Here is a 16,653-nt window from a genome sequence, read left to right as displayed (position 1 = left end):
TTAGCGTGCCGATTCGAAGCTATGCGGCACAGTGTTTTCGACACTACTTGTTAAAAATGTCGGCGTGCGTCCCTGTCCTGGCCAGTTGCAGCTCGTCGCCTTCGACTCGGTAAATCAGTAACCAGTCCGGCTCGATGTGGGCATCGCGAAAGCCCTTCCAGTTGCTTTTCAACGGGTGATCAAGGTAGCTGCTTGGCAACGGCTGCCGGTTCGCCAGCAGATTCAGTAGCGCTTTCAGCTTGCCCATGTCCTTGCCACGTTTCTGCGCTAGCTTGAAGTCTTTCCTGAAGGTGCTGGACGGTACAAGCGTCAGCATCAATCACCCAGCTCATCGAATAGAGCATCAACGGTCTTGACCTTTTTCTTGCCCTTGCCCGCGATCAACTCAGCCATGGCGCTGGCGGTGGCTTTGTTCGGGGTGCGGTCATAGGGTAGCTCCTGGCCAGCGGCGATCTGCGTCATCATCAACCGGATGGCCTCGGAAATGCTCATGCCGGATTCTGACAAGCGCCGGGCTGCGGCTTCTTTGGTGGCGGTATCGATCCGCGCACGGACAACGGTATCGGCGGTGGTTGCCATGATCATGGCCCTCCTGTGTGATGTAGCTACAAGTGTAGCTACAAACCATCAGCGCCGCTATCGATTCCTCGTACCCAGGTTGATCCGCACCTTGCAGTTCCTATGCTCAACATTCCCCTTAAGGCGGAAAGGAAACTGATTTATTTTCATCGTTCTGAACACCCCGCTTCTGGCCGGATGCGGAAATTCAGAGCAGCAAAAATAAATCTGTCCCGTTTGGCCGACGAACCTGGCAAGACTGAATACAATGTGCGCCAGATATCCCGAGCCATGAATATGGCTGCACTGGACAAGGAACTCGCCTCCATGGCCTCCCCTGATAAACAGCAAAAACGCGCCCAGCGGGCCAAAGCCAAGGCCAAGCAGAACCGTATGGGCAAGCCCAAGGCCAATGTCGTACATCCGGTGTTGGCCAATCCGCTGATCAACGAACCGTTCGATGATGTCGAAATCGACCTGAGCACCTTCGATTTCAAAGACATCGAGGAGAACGGTTTCGACCCGGCACATTTCGACGATCTGTTCCAGGCCATGAAAGTGGGTGAAGGCATCAGCCTGCTGGCGATGTGCCTGGTGTTCCTGCAATACCCGGTGCTGGAGCTGGTGGTCGCAGAGGAAGCGGAAGACCCGGCGACCGACTTCATGATGGGCCTGCTGATCACCTATCGCGGGATCTTCCACGATGAAGACGAAGACGCGGCAGTGCATTGGATCGGCAGCGACGCCTTCCAGAAGGCCTACAACGAAGCGTCGATGATCCTGCAGAAGAAGAACGCCCGCGGCAGTGCCCGCGCTTAGAACCTGTTCACGATCTTTCGAGCAATGACAGCAGAAAGGCGGGAGCGGACGCTCACTCCGTAGGGTGGATGACGCTCTTTTCATCCACCATTGCGATCGCAGAGCGGTGGACGGGTCGGGCCGCGTAGGTGAAGCGTCGTCCACCCTACGAAAGGCCGCTATCGCCACATTGCCGCCGATCTATAGGGATACGGGTTCCTGTTTGCCAAGTGCACAAAGATCGTGAACAGGCTCTTAGATCTGCCCCCCCCTATTGGCCTCGGTGACCATCAGTAAATGGCTACGGCAGCTTAGTGAGGGTCAGAACAGGCGAGCGCGGCGCATTGCAGTTCAGGCATCCGGCAGCTTGGCGATGACCTTGATCTCGAACTGGAAACCATTCAGCCAGGTTACGCCAATGCACGTCAGCGTCGGATGCGGAGCATTGCCCCAGAATTCAGGCACGACGCTCCAGGCGGTCTCGAATATCGCTTCGGGATTCACCAGAAACACGGTGGCATCGACGACGTCATCGAAGGTGCAGCCTGCTGCCTTCAGCACTGCGTTGAGGTTTTCGAACGCCAATCTGACCTGCTTCTCCAGGTTCGGCTCGGGTGATCCGTCTTCACGGCTTCCCACCTGACCCGACACGAAGAGAAAGCCGTTCGAACGAATGGCAGGGGAGTAGCGGTCTCGCTCATAGATCGCCTGCCGCCCTGCTGGGAAAATAACGTCACGCGTGGCCATGGCCGTCTCCTTATCTGTTTACTTGGAAAGGAGACTGTAGAGGTACCTCCGCGACGGATAAACTCGCGAGTCTGCTCATCACTGTTCTCGATTCCCAAACAATCAAATGGTGCAGGAGGTGCTTATGCGCCGTCTCGCTACCCTGCACGCGTGCACTCGAAATGGTTTGTAGTGCTCGCCCTGCCCCGCGTACGAACTGCCGTATAGCCATCAATAAGGGTCGCCAAGGAGCTGCCAAATGGATATGTCCGTTTTCGGCCGAAACAAACGCTCGCCTAGACGGATGAACCAGGCATCGCAGTTGGCAGTATCAGCCGAATCGATGATAGGCATGCGCAATACGCATTCGAACCCCGGGCTAAATCCAGATAGCCTTGCTCTCGAATGCATTGCTCATGAAGCCGATAGCGAGGAATCGATGACCCAATCTACCTATGTACCGCCGAAGGTTTGGCAACACCTTGAGACTTCCGGTGGCCAGTTCTCCAAGATCAACCGGCCTGTCGCAGGCGCAACCCACGAGAAGGCACTGCCGGTCGGCAAGCATCCGTTGCAGCTCTATTCGCTTGCCACGCCCAACGGCGTGAAGGTGACCATCCTGCTGGAGGAACTGCTCGCACTGGGGCATGGCGATGCCGAATACGATGCCTGGCTTATCCGGATTTCCGAGGGGGATCAATTCTCCAGCGGCTTCGTCGGGGTCAATCCGAACTCGAAGATTCCGGCACTGATCGACCAGAGTGCGGGTACGCCCATCCGCGTGTTCGAATCCGGATCGATCCTGCTTTATCTGGCGGAAAAATTCGGCGCGTTCCTGCCTGCAGATCCGGCAGGCCGTACCGAAACCCTCAACTGGCTGTTCTGGCAAATGGGAGCGGCGCCCTATCTGGGCGGCGGCTTCGGGCATTTCTACGCCTATGCGCCGGAAAAGCTCGAATACCCAATCAATCGGTTCACCATGGAAGCCAAGCGTCAGCTGGATGTGCTGAATCAGCGGCTCGCCGAGCATCGCTACCTGGCAGGCGACACCTACACCATCGCTGATATCGCCGTGTGGCCCTGGTATGGCGAACTAGTGAGGGGCAACGTGTATTCGGCCGCGGAGTTCCTCGCCGTTCATGAATACCCCCACGTACTGCGCTGGGCCGATGAGATAGCCAATCGCGAAGCGGTCAAGCGTGGCCGGCGGGTCAATCGCACTTGGGGCGACGCATCGGAGCAAGTGCCCGAGCGGCACCAGGCCTCCGATCTGGATACGGTCTGAGCCGGGACAGTTTTCGGCAAAGGCCGGAACACAACAGCGGTGGGCTGCCGTTGCTGCCTGGGATCCATTCACACGACAACTGAAGTGATAGAGCGAAAGAAGGCCTTGCAACCGCTGCAAATCAAGACTGAAGGTCACGCTCAAGCACTGGGTCGTTGAACGCAGCTTCGCCTGACTGGATAAAGCAGGAGGCTATGGAAGAACCGCGAGCGTCAATTCAACATCGGCTTGCAGTTCTTCCATCTGGTCTTCTCGTACGCCTGCTCAGAATATCGTGAACAGCCCCTTAGGATTCCCAGGCCAGCAGTGGCCTGGGCCTATCCGGCTCGCGACTGGAACCTTAGGGTAATCACACAGTGCCGCTGATCCCCGTCGAGCCCTGCCGCTCAAGCGCCCGATGCAGAGACTGCATCTCGGAAGCCAGCGCCTGGATGGCAGCGTCCAAAGGGACTCCGGAAGGCTCCAGTCGGCAAGCGCTTTCCAATGTTTCGCAGCATTGCACCAGGCGCTCGGCCTTGACGATACGTGCAGCCCCCTTGATCCGGTGCGCCAGCTCGGCCAGGGCGCTGCGCTCCTCGGAGGCTGCCAGTGCCTGTAGCGTCTGCAGATCCTCGGCGGTGCTCGACAACAACTCATCGAGCAGGCGGCGAGCAAGCGCCGGGTCGCCGCCAGTCAGCGCATCCAGAGTGGCCGGGTCGAAGACATCGGCGGATGCCTTCCCTGCGTCGACAAGGTTGTCGATAGCGCGGATGGCCGCTAGGCGCTCGCCCAGTGCGGCCAGGCTGATCGGCTTGAACAGGCAGTCGTCCATGCCACTGTCCAGGCAACGCTGGCGTTCGTCCGGCTGGGCATTGGCGGTGTAACCGAGAATGCTGCAGGGCGGCAGGCCTCGTGCCTGCTCTTCGCGGCGGATGGCGCGGGCCAACGCATAACCGCTCATCACCGGCATGTTGCAGTCGCTGATGAGCAGATCGAAATGCCCGTTGCACCAAGCCGCGAACCCCGATGTCCCATCACAGGCCTCGCTGACCTGGTGTCCGTAGAACGCCAATTGCTGGCAGAGCAGCAGGCGGTTGGCCGCATGATCATCCACCACCAATACCCGCAGGTGGCTGGTAGTGCTCGGCACCTCCTCCTGGCCAGGTTGCGAATCCGGCGTGGCTGGCTCCAGGATAGCCAGGCTCAACTCGACCTCAACCCTGGTGCCCTGGCCCAGCGCACTGCTCAATGTCAGTCTGCCGCCCATCATCTCGCACAGCGAGCGGCAGATGACCAGGCCCAGGCCGGCTCCATTGCGGCTACTCAGGCCATTCTGCCGGGCCTGTGCGAAAGGCTGGAACAGGCGGGCCTGATCGGCGTCCGAAATACCGATACCCGTGTCTTCAACCAGCAATTGCACCGCGATGCGCTCCTCGTCGACCGCCTGGCTCTGGATGCGGACGCTTACCTGGCCGGCATCGGTGAACTTGATGGCATTGCTGATCAGGTTGGACAGCACCTGCTTGAAGCGCAGCGGGTCGATCAGCACCTCGCGGCTCACGCGGGCATCGATATCCAGTAGCAGGCTGAGGTTCTTTTGCCGCGCCAGGCCATCGAACACCCGAGCGACCGACTCCACCAGCACCCGCAGGTTGGCCCGTTCGGGGGCCAGGCCGAGGCGTCCGGACTCGATCCGGGCGATGTCGAGGATATCGCCAATCAGTGCCAGCAGGCCCTTCGCCGACTCATAGGCGACCTCGATGGCCTGGCGGTCGAGCTGCCCCTGCTCGGCATGCTTGAGTGCCAGCTCCAGCATGCCGAGCACCGCACTCATCGGCGTGCGGATTTCGTGGCTCATGGTGGCGAGGAACGTGCTCTTGATCCGGCTGGCTTCATCGGCCCGTTCCCTGGCGCTTTGCAGCTCTTCCACCAGGGCCTGGCGCTCGCTGATATCCAGCCAGCCGCCGATGATGCCCTGCACCTCGCCATGGCTGTCCTGGTAGGGCAACAGCCAATGGTAGATCGTCAGCGTGCGTGCACCGATGCGCAACTCACGATCCTGGATCAACGCCTGCCCGTTATCCATGACCCAGCGGTAATCATCCAGATAAGTGTCGGCCTTGTCCGTGTCCAGACCAGCCGGCAAGCTGTCGGCGAGCGTCTTGCCAATCACCGTCTCGCGCTCGACGGCGAAGGCTTGCAGGTAGCTGTCATTGCAGATCAGCATGCGTCCGGCGCGGTCGCGCACATAAATGGGATGTGGTGTGCCGTTGATCAGCACCTCCATGAAGCGCAGCTGATCGGCCAGGCGTTGTTTGGCCAGCAGGCGCTGCTTGATTTGCCGGCGCAGGTAGAAATTCCACACCAGCGAGACCAGCAGCAACAGCGCAGCGACGGCGACTATCTGATAGATCAGCTCGCGGTAGTCACGCCAGGACTGAGTGGATATCACGGCATTGGTGCGCCAGCGGTTGTTGAGGGCACTGAGCTCGTCCGGCGGGATGTCGATCAGCACCTTGTCGAGAATGCCTTGCAGCTCGCTTTCGCTCCTGCGCACGCCGAAGGCTGCCTGGGAGGGTTTCAGGTCGATAGTGGCGGCGATACGTAATTGTTCGTCGTACATGCGCCGGATGTAGTAGTTCGCGCTACTCATGGCATGCACCGTGGCATCCGCCAGGCCGTCGCGAACCAGGGTGAAGCCCTCCAGCGCACTGCCGGTCTGCAGCAGTTCGATCTGCGGGTAGGCCCGGCGCAACTCGCCGAGCAGGGTATGCCCCGCCGGAATCGCCAACGTCCTGCCGTTCAGCGCGGCCAGACCGTCGAGCCTCTCTGCCTGCTTACGGGTAACCAAGACGAAAGGATTGACCAGGTAGGGACGGCTGAAACGCAGGTACTCCTCGCGTTCGGTATCGGGCACGGAGTCCGCCAGCATATCCGCCTCGCCGCTGCGCACCGCCTCCAGCAGTTCGCCGATGCCGCTCTTGCGCTGGATATCGAATTTCAACCCGCTACGCAACTCGATCAAGGCCAGCAGGTCGGCGGTGCTACCCCGGTAGTGACCATCGATATCGACATAGGACAGTGGTGCCAGCCCGCTGCTCACCGCCACCCGCACCACCGGGTTGCGTGCCAACCAGCGCTGCTCGGCGGCGCTGAGCCGCAGACTCCCGGTGTTCAGCGACAGCCCGCCGCTCCAGCGTTTCTGGATACCCTGGCGCTGCTCCTGCGGGATGGCTGCCAGGGCGGTATCGATGATCCGCCTGAGTACTGCGTCCTCGCGACGTAGCGCGAAGCCATAGCCGACGGCTTCCGGCTGCGCCAGGTGGGCGATGCGTACGCTGTTGGAGTAGTTCTGCTGGATCAGGTACTGCGCCACGCTGGCATTGCTGAACATGGCATCGGCCTGGCCGAACGCCACGGCGGCCATGGCATGCTCCTCGACGGTGTAGGACTCGATGACAGCGCCCGGATAACGCGCCTTGATCCGTTCCAGCGGCATGTAGTCGTAGCCCACCGCCAGCTTGCGACCGCTGAGTGTCTGCGCCGTGGGCAGCGGCTCGCCAATTCGGCTGATCAGCACCGACTGGTCGGCAGCATAGGTGCTACTGAGAACGATACCAGCGGTTTCCATCTCGAACTGGTTGGAACTGCCCAGTAGATCGATCTCTCCCTTGCTCAGGGCGTCCAGAGCGGTGGCCCGATCAGGGTAGCGCCGCACGCTGATACGGGTGTCCAGCAATTGCGCGATCAAGTCCGCGTAGTCAGCCGTCAGCCCTTCGTAATCGCGACCGCTGGTGCTGATGTCGAAGGGCGGGTAGTCCGGTGCCGAGGTGCCCAGGCGCAGCTCATGTCTGAGCCGCAGCCATCGCCAGTCGGCCTCGTCGAGCTGGATGTTCTGTGCTTCGGCTTCGGAGCGCCCGAGCAATTGCAAAGCTTCGGGCTGTACCTCGGCAGCGATCGCCAGAACGCCGAATAGCCACAGGCAGAGGCCGCACAGTGCACGACCAAAGCACAAACGCGGCCCCCGTCGCGTCATGTCAGCCCATTGCGCTTGGCGAACTCGATGAGCTCCACCAGCGACGTGGCGTTCAGCTTCTGCATCAGGCGTGTCTTGTAGGTACTGATGGTTTTGTTGCTCAGTAGCATGCTGTCGCCGATCTGCTTGTTGCTCAGGCCGTTGGCCAATTGCTGCAACACCATCACCTCGCGATCCGACAGGCCGTTGACCCGCTCTCGATCATTGACCAGGGCATCACCGCGGCGAACCGTCGTCAGCGTGTCCCTGGGAAAGTAGCTGTAACCGGCCAACACGGCCTTCGCAGCACCGAGCAGTTCGCCCAGGTCTTCCTGTTTGCAGACGAAACCCGCCGCGCCAGCCTGCAGGCAACGCAGCGCGAACAAGTGGCCGGGCTGGGCGCTGAGCACCAATACGCGCAGCGGCAGGCCGAGCGTATCGAGCCGGGCGATGACCTCCAGGCCATCCAGCCTGGGAATGCCGATATCCAGTACCACCAGATCAGGGGCGAATTCACGGGCCAACTGCAGCGCATCCACACCATTGTCGGTTTCGCCGACGATGCGGAAACCATCCCGCTCCAGCAGCAGGCGTACGGCCAGGCGGATCACCGGGTGGTCGTCGACGATAAGCACTGTTTTCATGCGACCTCTCATTTTCCGCTATGGCCTGGGGAAGCGTCCTACTTCACGTGACAACGATTCCGTCGACCCATGCTGAAAGATAGCTGCTCTTTGCACAATGGCCGATGAGCGCAGCATACGAGATAAGGAAACGTCCTACACATCGGCCAGCGTTGTCCCGCTGCTCACACGAGTTCCTGGCGCCAGACTGCCACGCCTCATCAACTCTGGAGATCGGCAGATGCGAGACCTGTGCGTACTCATTCTGGAAGACCACCCGTTCCAGCGCGCAGTCGCCGTCAGTGCCATGACGCTGCTGGGCGTCGGCCGCATACTGGAGGCCGCCGACGGCCGAGCAGGACTGAAGCTGCTTAGCCAGCATGGCCCGGCCGATATCGTGTTGTGCGACTTGCGCATGCCCGGTATGGACGGTCTGGCCTTCCTCCGCCATGCCAGCCAGACGGGCCTGGTCAACGCGGTCATGCTGTATAGCGAAAGCGAGGAGCATGTACGTCGCACCACCTTGCGGATGGTCGAGTTGCTCGGCCTCAAGGCGCTCGGCGACCTGGGCAAGCCGCTGCCCATCGATACCCTGCAGGCTTTGCTCGAACGCTACCGCGCCAGCCAGACACAAGCGTCTCCTGGGCTGCCCGAAGTACGCGAGCTACCGAGCCTGCGCGAGATTGAACACGGCCTGCGCAACGGCGAGTTCCGGGCCCATTACCAGCCCATGTTCATGCTCGACAGCGGGATGCTGGTGAGTGTCGAAGTGCTGGTACGTTGGGCCCATCCCGAACGAGGTTTGCTGACGCCGGACAGCTTTTTGCCCATGGTCGAGGGCTGTGGCCTGCTCGACGAACTGTTCATCCAGCTGTTCGAACAAGGCCTGCGGCTGCGCCGAGAGTTGGCGCAGCGGAAGCTGACCTTGGCGCTGGCCTTCAACCTGAACCCCTCGCAACTGGACTCGCCGCGACTGTGCGAGCGGATCGAACAAGCGGTAAACCGCTATGGCCCGAGCGCCAACGGCGTGCATTTCGAGATCAATGAACATGGTTTGATCAAGTCCCCCGCCAGCAGTCTGGAAAATCTATTGCGTTTGAGGCTGATGGGCTGCGGCCTGACCATCGACGGTTTCGGCAGCGGTTTTTCCTCGCTGCAACGGCTCCATGACCTACCGTTCGACCAGATCAAATTGCCCGGCCACTTCATTGGTGGCCTCGGTACGGATCCATATAGCGCCGCGATCATCGGCAGCACCCAGGAGTTGGCGGACTGCCTGGGTATGAACCTGGTGATCGAAGGAGTGGAAACGGCCGAGCAGCGTCGCCACCTGATCGATCTTGGTTGCAGCATCGGCCAGGGCTACTGGTTCGCCGGCCCAATGGATGGCGCAGATTTTCAGCACTGGCTGAGCATCTCCGGGCACCTGCTCACCTGATCGAACGCCGGGCTGGCCGCACGCAGCCAACCCGCGTAGGACAAATCACGTAACAGGAACTGCAGGAGCGTTTATGCGTCAGCCCTACCCACGTCTTTGCACACTGACTGCCTGTTTACTACTGATGGCCTGCGAGCAGCAGGCCAGCTCCAGCGCCATCGATCGACCGGTTCGGGAGACCCGCTTCGCCGAACGAATCGACGGTTTTCCCGCCGCGGATAACGAATTCGAAACCACCCACATGGAGGATATGCACAGGTCTCAGCCCGCGCCAGAAGCGACACACCGCCAGCCTGTCGAAATCATCGGCAATGGGCCGCTCACGCCGCGTACCGCCAGCTCCGGGCGGCTGGTTTTCTAGACCCGCCCTGAACATACCGCCACCCCCCAGGCTTGCCCAACCGCCCCGTCACAAGTCCGACCACGCAGGAAATTTCCTACAGGCCGCCAGGCCGCGCCCGACATTCGCATGACCTGCCAAACCGAATAATGGCCCCACTTCGCAACCTGTCGCCGCGCCTCGCTGGCAACACGGCAGGTTCCCCCCCTTATTCACTGGCACAGGCTATGAAAAGACTTCTACTCGCAGCGCTGCTCACACTGCCCCCGCTTGCCCAGGCCGGTGCCGATATCAGCATCGGTGCCATGTACGACTACCTGGACGGCGACAAGAGCACCCTGCTCAAGCGCGTGCGCAACGGCGGCGATGCCACCGCATTCGTCAAGGTGAGCGTGGCCGAGTTGGTCTACGACGCCTCCGGCAAGGCCAGGGAAATTCCCGTCAGCATACCCAACGGCTCCAGCGTGGAAACCCGCGCTCTGGTCGCCAGCCCGGCGCGGCTGATCGTCCCGGCCGGCGGCATGCAGGCACTGCGCGTCCTCTATATGGGTGAGCGCAACAAGGAACGCTATTTCCGCCTGCGTTTCGAGCCGGTGCTGCCGCAGCAGGACGACGGCTTCGGCCTCTCCCTGGCAGAAAGCGAGCAATACCGCGAGAGCCTTTCCGCCGGCGTCAACATCCTCGCCGGTTATGGCGGCCTGCTTTTCGTACGTCCGGAAAAACCGCACTACGCCACGCAGATCCAGAGCCAGCCCGGGCGCTTCCAGGTCAGGAACGACGGCAACAGCAGCGTGGTGCTGGACAACTTCAACGACTGCTCCGCCGACGGAAAACAGTGCGAAGTGCCGAGCAAGTATCACGTCCTGCCCAATAGCGCTCGCGCGTTCGAACGCCAGCCTGGCCGCCTGTATCACTTCGACCTGATCGAAGGCGACAAGACCCAGAAGATCGAACTCAAACCCTGAGCTCGCTCTGGTTTTCACCTACCCACACCACGAGGCTAAACCCCATGAAGAAATCCCTGATGATCGCCCCCCTGGCCCTGCTCGGCGCAAGTGCCGCAGTACTCGCCGAGGACGCGGTGCAGCACCAGGTCACCGTCGTCGCCACCGTACCAACCGAAAACTTCTATGTCGTACCGCCAGCAGGCGACAGCTGGCTGAACGACCCCCAGGAGCTGTTCTGGAACCCACAGAACAATGGCCTGAGCAGCGTGCGCAAGCAGCTTGAAGCAAAGAGCACAGTTGGCCCGATAAACGCCTACCTGAGCGCACCGGCGGTGATGGCCAGCGGTGCCAATAACATCGACCTGAACGTGAAGCTGCGCGGCATCGACCTGAGTACCACCACCACCGAAGTGGTACCGGCGGCCCTGGCGCTCACCGGCACGCGCATGGATGTGGAGATTTCCGCCAAGCCGCTGGCCTCCGGCGACTATGCCCCGGGCCGTTACCAGGGCGTGGTCGGCATGATCTTCGAGACTGCCGCCCCCTGACGCCTCGCCAACTGGCTAATGCTAGGTGCGTACTCACGCGCCGCTCCGTTACCGCCCCGATTCCCGTGCACTGGCCTGGGAGGGGCGGCCTTTTCCGAACCTGGGGTGAGTCATGTTTTCGATGTCTTTCCTGATGCGATCCATCCTGCTGCCGCTAGGCAGCAGCGTGATCACGTTGCTGCCAGCGAAAGCCATCGCGGCTACCTCAGTGCCAACGGCAGAGCTAAGCACCCTGACCCAGGCCCAAGGACTGCCGGCGGATTTCGCCGAACACTTCTTCGACGTACCGCTGGCCGTGCGCGTCGACCTCGATGGCCGCCCACTCGGCGAAGCCATGGTGATGCTCGGGCGTGACGACAGCGTGCGCCTGATCGAATTCACCGACACCACGGACAGCCCCTTCAGCCCGGCCGAACGGCAACCGTGGATCGAGCTGCTCGGTGATGGCTGGCCCTTGGGCGCGTGCCATTCGAGCTGCCCCTCGGAGCTGATGGCCCTGCACTACAGCCTGGCGACCTCGCAACTGTCGATCCTCACCGCAAAGGCCGAAGCCGACCCGCAACGGGCGCGTTACTACCAGTTGCCGGAGGGTGGCAGCCAGGGTTTGATGCTCTACAATCAACTGAACCTCACCGGCGGCCAGCAGCAGGAGACCGCCGGTCGTTATGCCCTCGAAGCGCAAGGCAGCCTCGGCAACTGGACCACCGTCGCCGGCGCGCAGGTGCATCGCAGCGCCACCGGCAACGGAGAGGAGCCGCTACGCTACTACGCACAAAACCTCTATGCCGAACGCCAAGACGCCGGAAACTTCTGGCGCCTGGGCTACTTCACCCCGGACGCCCACGGCGTCATGCGTCAACCGCAGACGCTCGGCAGCAGCCCGCAAACCACCCTCGGTCTGATGTACGGCAGCAGCGACAGCCTGGCCGTCGACAGCAGTAGCCCCAGCGCCACGCCGATCTACGTCACACCCAATCGCCCCGGAGTGGTCGAGCTCTATCGCAATGGCGTGCTGCTCAACAGCCAGCCGGTGCAACCGGGGCTGCAGGCCATCGACACACGCAACCTGCCAGGCGGTATCTATGAGGTGGAAGTGCGCCTGGTCGAGGATGGCCAGGTCACCTCCAGCGAGGCGGCATTCATCTACAAACCGAACAACTGGCACGACCCGGATCAACCCTGGCGTTACAACCTCTACCTGGGCCGCCAGAGCAACCTGCTGAGCAACTGGGAGGCGCGCGACAATGACGCCCTGACGGCCGGCGCCATCGTCAACTACCTGTTGCACCCGCGTGCCGTGCTCGGCCTCTCGACCCAGCGGGTGGACGAGACCACGCAGTTTGGCACCTCCCTGGACTGGAGCGTGCTGGACAACCTGAGCCTGTACGGCAACCTGTACCACAGCCGAAACCAGGGCCACGGCTTCGATCTGCAAGGCATCTACAGCTACGCCAGCGGCAGCCTGGTTGTCAGCCACAGCCGTACCGCGATGGATCGTGGCGATAGCTCACGCACTGCGCGTAGCGCGTCCGGCGAGGTTCAGCAAAGCGCCTTGTCCATGCAGCACCGCGTTACCTACAAGAGCAGCGCCACCTTGCGCCTGGCCCATAGTAGCGGTGCCAGCCAGGGCACCGGCGTCGACCTCGGCTGGCTGTACAACGGCACGCTATTGAGCAGCGATGCCAACTGGCGGCTCTCGGTATTCGACCGCCCCGGCACACTCAGCTCCGGCAACGAACGCAACCGCGGCTTCGATGTGACGCTCAGCCTGGCGCTGGGCGCGCCGGGCAAGCGCCTCACCGGCAGCTTCGGCAGCCGCGCCTCGCGGGACGGCGGGCGCGACCAGAACGCCGCCGTGACCTACCAGCAGAGCTTCGCCGACGGTGCGCTGCGCAGCGTCTCCGGCACCGTGACCGCCGACAGCTACGGCACCGGCCTGTCCGGCAGCGCCTACTACCAGGGCGACCTGGCCAGCGGCGACCTCTACCTGCAGCGTTCGTCCTACGACGACGCCCTGAGTGGTGGCCTCAACCTCACCAGCACCGTTGCCCTTGGCGCCGGCACTCTGGCGGCCAGCGGCGACAGCCAGTTGTATGCCGCCGGGATGATCGTCGATGTCGAGTCGGACAACGACGCCATCGCCCTGCGCGCCGACGACCTCAACGGCCACAGCACCGTACTCAAGCCAGGGCGCAACGTGATCCCGCTCACCGCCTACAAAAGCGGCACGGTGCAGTTCGACTTTGCCGGTAGAGACGCACCCGCCGCGGTCATTCAACCGCAAGCGGTGAGCTACCACCTCAACCAGGGCGGAGTGAGTTACCAGAAGATCCGCGTGATGAACACCGTCACCGTCATGGGCCGCCTGCTGGATGCTCAGGGCCAGCCGCTCAAGGGCGCGTTGATCAGCAATCATGCCAGCCGCAGCGTGAGCGAGGCAGACGGTTTCTTCGCCGTGGAAATGAGCGAGTCCAGCCCGACCCTGAACGTGCAATGGCAAGGCAATGCGCTGTGCCAGATCCGTCTGGAGAAAGGCGACTATCGCCGCGAGCAGGACAGCCTGCTGGTCGGCAACCTGGTATGTGCCGGCAGCGACCTGGCAGCCAGAAAACCCGCCCTGCTGAATTCAGACAGTTAACCGGAAGGCGTATATACAGATGAAATCACCGACAGTCTTCGCCAGGCTCCTCTACTTCGTCGTGAGTGTCAGCACCCTGTTGACCGGGTCTCCGACCAATGCGGCAGATGCCACCATCAGCGCGTACTTCGCACCGAATCTGCAGGATGCCTCGCAGAACCAATTCACCAACACCACGCCCAGTGCGTTCTTTTGTCAGCGCTGGCCGGAGGTTTGCAATGAGCGGCAGGTATTTACTGTGGGTATTGATAGCGTGCGTTACAACAAACGCACCATCAAGCAGGCGGCCAATGTGCGGGAGCGCTTCTATATTAAAACCCCGGCCACTCGGCGCATCAGAATGACCAGCACAGCCGGCGACTCGTTTACCGCTGAGTTCCAGATCACCTCCATTAGTCAACGTGTTGAAGCGAGTGACACTCCCAGGGGTGATAACAACCCCGTATTTACCGCCACCATAATGGGAGGATGCTCTTACCAAACGGCCTGGGGCATCTCGAATTGGGCGCAATACTTCTGGCGTATCAATAACCCCGCCTCACCCAGCGGCTGCTATTCGGATTCAGATACTCAGACCATCGGTTTCGTCAAGGATGTGCGCACCTCCGAATTTGCCATTACCTACCGGTTGATCACCCCGACACCGCACAGCATCGTCAACGGCGTCTATACAGGAGAGACGCTCTACCATATCGGCAACAATGCCGATTTCGACTTTGGCGACAATGTCACCGAGCTGAGCCAAAGCACCATCAGCATCGCCTTCGAGCTGACCGTCAAACACCAGGTTCGGGTGGAGTTCCCGCCGGGTTCGGACCGTGCCGTGCTGGAGCCGCAAGGGGGCTGGGGCGAGTGGGTGCACCGTGGCCGGCAACCGACCCGCCTGTACCGCGACCTGCCATTTCGCCTGTGGTCCGGTGGCCCGTTCAACATGTACCTGAACTGCCAGTACAGCGCTGGCAGCAACTGCGCGATCCGCAACCAGAATAATAGCCAGGTACCGATCAACGTCGCAGTGACGCTGCCCAGCCATGTGGCCCTGACCAATGGTGGCGCAGTACGCCGCGAAAGCCTGCCGGTCGGGAGTGCTGCGGCCAAGCGTTTCCGAAGCGTATCGACGGGGCTAAACCAACCGGCCCAACTGCATTTCGAAGCGAGCCAGGCGGCCGTGAACGATATGCTCAAGCAGCCCGGCAGCACCTATCAGGGTGACGTCACTATCATCTTCGATGCCGAAATGTGATGGCCCGACGGCTCGTTGGTCTCATACATAGGTTCGGCATGCTTGATCCGGGTTTTCTAGGGCCTGTTGCCGCTCCATTCGCGTCCGTTATGGTTGCAGAGCGTGACAGAGACAAAGCCTGCACGCGGCCCATGACACATCATCACAACCATGAAAGCGCTAAGACATGTCCAGAAAGATCATCGCCCTACCAGTACTACTGATCACACTCGCATTCGCCGCAGGCACCTGCACGGCCGAGGAAGCAACGCCGAATGAACTGCAGACGCTGGTAGACGCCAATATCCGTCCGCTGATGCAGGAATATGACATCGCGGGAATGGCGGTGGCGATCACCCACAACGGGCAGGCCCACTACTTCAACTATGGCGTCGCACGTCTGGACGACCAGCAGCCCGTGACCTCCGACACCCTGTTCGAAATCGGTTCACTCAGCAAAACCCTCACCGCTACCCTCGCCGCCCTGGCCCAGGCAACGGGTAAGCTGGCGCTCTCGGAGAGCGCTGGCCAGCATCTGCCCGAGCTGCGCGGCAGCAGTCTGGAACACACCAGCCTGCTCGACCTCGGCACCTACACCGCCGGCGGGCTGCCGCTGCAATTTCCCGACAGCGTGACTGACCAGGACAGCATGTTCGCCTACTACCAGCAATGGCAGCCGGAGCATAACGCTGGCGCCTACAGGCGCTATTCGAACCCCAGCATCGGTTTGCTCGGCCTGCTGGCTGCACGCAGCATGGGCCAGCAGTTTCCGGCGCTGATGGAGGGCACCCTATTCCCCGCACTCGGCATGCGGCAGAGCTATATCCAAGTGCCGGCTACGCAGATGTCGCGCTACGCCTACGGTTACGCGCAAGATAACCAAGCCGTACGGGTCACTCCGGGGATGCTCGATGCAGAAGCCTATGGGGTAAAAACCAACGCCAGGGACATGCTGCGTTTTGTTCAGGCCAACCTCAACCCGACCAGGCTGAGCCTCGACCTGCAGCACGCCATCGCCACCACGCAAACCGGCTATTACCGCATTGGCGAGATGACCCAAGGCCTCGGCTGGGAGCGTTACCCCTACCCAATCAGCCTTGAACGCCTGCAAACCGGCAACTCCCCGGCGATGGCCCTGGAAGCGCAAAAGGCCACGCTCCTGACACCACCCAAGTTCGAGCCGGACACCAGCCTGTTCAACAAAACCGGCTCGACCAACGGCTTCGGTGCCTACGCAGTCTTTGTCCCCGGCCACGACCTGGGCCTGGTTCTACTGGCCAACAGAAACTACCCCAACGCCGCCAGGGTGAAAGCCGCACACGCCATACTCACGGCCCTGGCCAATCACTCGAACCCCGCAGAACCGCATCCCCAGAATACCCCCTAGGGTATATTCGCCAGCACGCCGCGGATTGCTGATTAGTTACGAACTCTCGTCGGAATAAGAGTTGTAAAGCTGGTTGGCTCTGGCTAACCACGCTTACAACATATAACAACGTGCTTAAAACACTCACTTCGTTCGCTGGGACGGGCTAA

Annotated in this window: 14 protein-coding genes; 9 read left to right on the top strand and 5 right to left on the bottom strand. The window is 61.4% G+C overall.

The features are described from left to right. Window positions 1-43 precede the first annotated feature (43 nt). Complete coding sequence (locus tag DNK10_RS05650; RefSeq protein ID WP_131191173.1) at window positions 44-316, bottom strand: type II toxin-antitoxin system YafQ family toxin; 273 nt, start codon at window positions 314-316, stop codon at window positions 44-46. Further along, window positions 316-579, bottom strand: a complete 264-nt coding sequence (locus DNK10_RS05645) for a type II toxin-antitoxin system RelB/DinJ family antitoxin (RefSeq protein WP_131190878.1) — start codon at window positions 577-579, stop codon at window positions 316-318. Before DNK10_RS05645 ends, DNK10_RS05650 begins: the two co-directional genes overlap by 1 nt. A gap of 306 nt (window positions 580-885) precedes the next feature. Here DNK10_RS05645 and DNK10_RS05640 point away from each other — a divergent pair, with 306 nt between their 5' ends. After that, a complete protein-coding gene (locus DNK10_RS05640) occupies window positions 886-1,377 on the top strand; it encodes a hypothetical protein (protein WP_131191172.1) in 492 nt (163 codons plus the stop codon). A gap of 330 nt (window positions 1,378-1,707) precedes the next feature. Here DNK10_RS05640 and DNK10_RS05635 read toward each other — a convergent pair whose 3' ends face one another. Further along, window positions 1,708-2,103 (bottom strand): RidA family protein, encoded by a 396-nt coding sequence (locus tag DNK10_RS05635; protein ID WP_131190877.1) that lies wholly within the window; start codon window positions 2,101-2,103, stop codon window positions 1,708-1,710. Between the two features lie 418 nt (window positions 2,104-2,521). On the opposite strand from DNK10_RS05635, the gene yghU reads away from it, so the two are divergent. Next, a complete protein-coding gene (yghU, locus tag DNK10_RS05630; protein ID WP_131191171.1) occupies window positions 2,522-3,367 on the top strand; it encodes a glutathione-dependent disulfide-bond oxidoreductase in 846 nt (281 codons plus the stop codon). Window positions 3,368-3,716: 349 nt separating this feature from the next. Here yghU and DNK10_RS05625 read toward each other — a convergent pair whose 3' ends face one another. After that, window positions 3,717-7,382, bottom strand: coding sequence for a transporter substrate-binding domain-containing protein (locus DNK10_RS05625; protein ID WP_131190876.1), 3,666 nt, complete (start codon window positions 7,380-7,382; stop codon window positions 3,717-3,719). Further along, window positions 7,379-8,005: a response regulator transcription factor gene (locus tag DNK10_RS05620; protein ID WP_131190875.1), complete on the bottom strand. Its 627-nt coding sequence runs from the start codon at window positions 8,003-8,005 to the stop codon at window positions 7,379-7,381. The genes DNK10_RS05625 and DNK10_RS05620 overlap by 4 nt, the downstream gene beginning before the upstream one ends. A gap of 220 nt (window positions 8,006-8,225) precedes the next feature. Here DNK10_RS05620 and DNK10_RS05615 point away from each other — a divergent pair, with 220 nt between their 5' ends. The 7 genes from DNK10_RS05615 (at window position 8,226) to ampC (ending at window position 16,504) form a co-directional block, all read left to right on the top strand. Then, window positions 8,226-9,422, top strand: a complete 1,197-nt coding sequence (locus DNK10_RS05615) for an EAL domain-containing response regulator (protein ID WP_131190874.1) — start codon at window positions 8,226-8,228, stop codon at window positions 9,420-9,422. Window positions 9,423-9,495: 73 nt separating this feature from the next. Beyond that, entirely contained in the window at window positions 9,496-9,783 is a 288-nt protein-coding gene (locus DNK10_RS05610) for a hypothetical protein (RefSeq protein ID WP_131190873.1), read from the top strand. Between the two features lie 206 nt (window positions 9,784-9,989). After that, on the top strand, window positions 9,990-10,727 hold the full coding sequence (locus DNK10_RS05605) for a molecular chaperone (RefSeq protein WP_131190872.1): 738 nt from the start codon (window positions 9,990-9,992) through the stop codon (window positions 10,725-10,727). Between the two features lie 44 nt (window positions 10,728-10,771). Continuing rightward, a complete protein-coding gene (locus DNK10_RS05600; protein WP_131190871.1) occupies window positions 10,772-11,257 on the top strand; it encodes a CS1 type fimbrial major subunit in 486 nt (161 codons plus the stop codon). A 112-nt stretch (window positions 11,258-11,369) separates the two neighbouring features. Continuing rightward, window positions 11,370-13,895, top strand: coding sequence for a CS1-pili formation C-terminal domain-containing protein (locus tag DNK10_RS05595; RefSeq protein WP_244216207.1), 2,526 nt, complete (start codon window positions 11,370-11,372; stop codon window positions 13,893-13,895). Between the two features lie 19 nt (window positions 13,896-13,914). Further along, window positions 13,915-15,138 carry a hypothetical protein gene (locus tag DNK10_RS05590; RefSeq protein ID WP_131190870.1) on the top strand — a complete coding sequence of 408 codons (1,224 nt, stop codon included), beginning with the start codon at window positions 13,915-13,917 and terminating at the stop codon, window positions 15,136-15,138. Between the two features lie 166 nt (window positions 15,139-15,304). Then, complete coding sequence (gene ampC / locus DNK10_RS05585) at window positions 15,305-16,504, top strand: class C beta-lactamase (RefSeq protein WP_131190869.1); 1,200 nt, start codon at window positions 15,305-15,307, stop codon at window positions 16,502-16,504. The last annotated feature ends 149 nt before the right edge of the window (window positions 16,505-16,653 follow it).

The organism is Phytopseudomonas daroniae (genome assembly GCF_004327275.1).
Taxonomy (GTDB): domain Bacteria; phylum Pseudomonadota; class Gammaproteobacteria; order Pseudomonadales; family Pseudomonadaceae; genus Aquipseudomonas; species Aquipseudomonas daroniae.
Note: the sequence above shows the minus strand (reverse complement) of the source record. Positions and strands in the feature narration are given on the sequence as shown.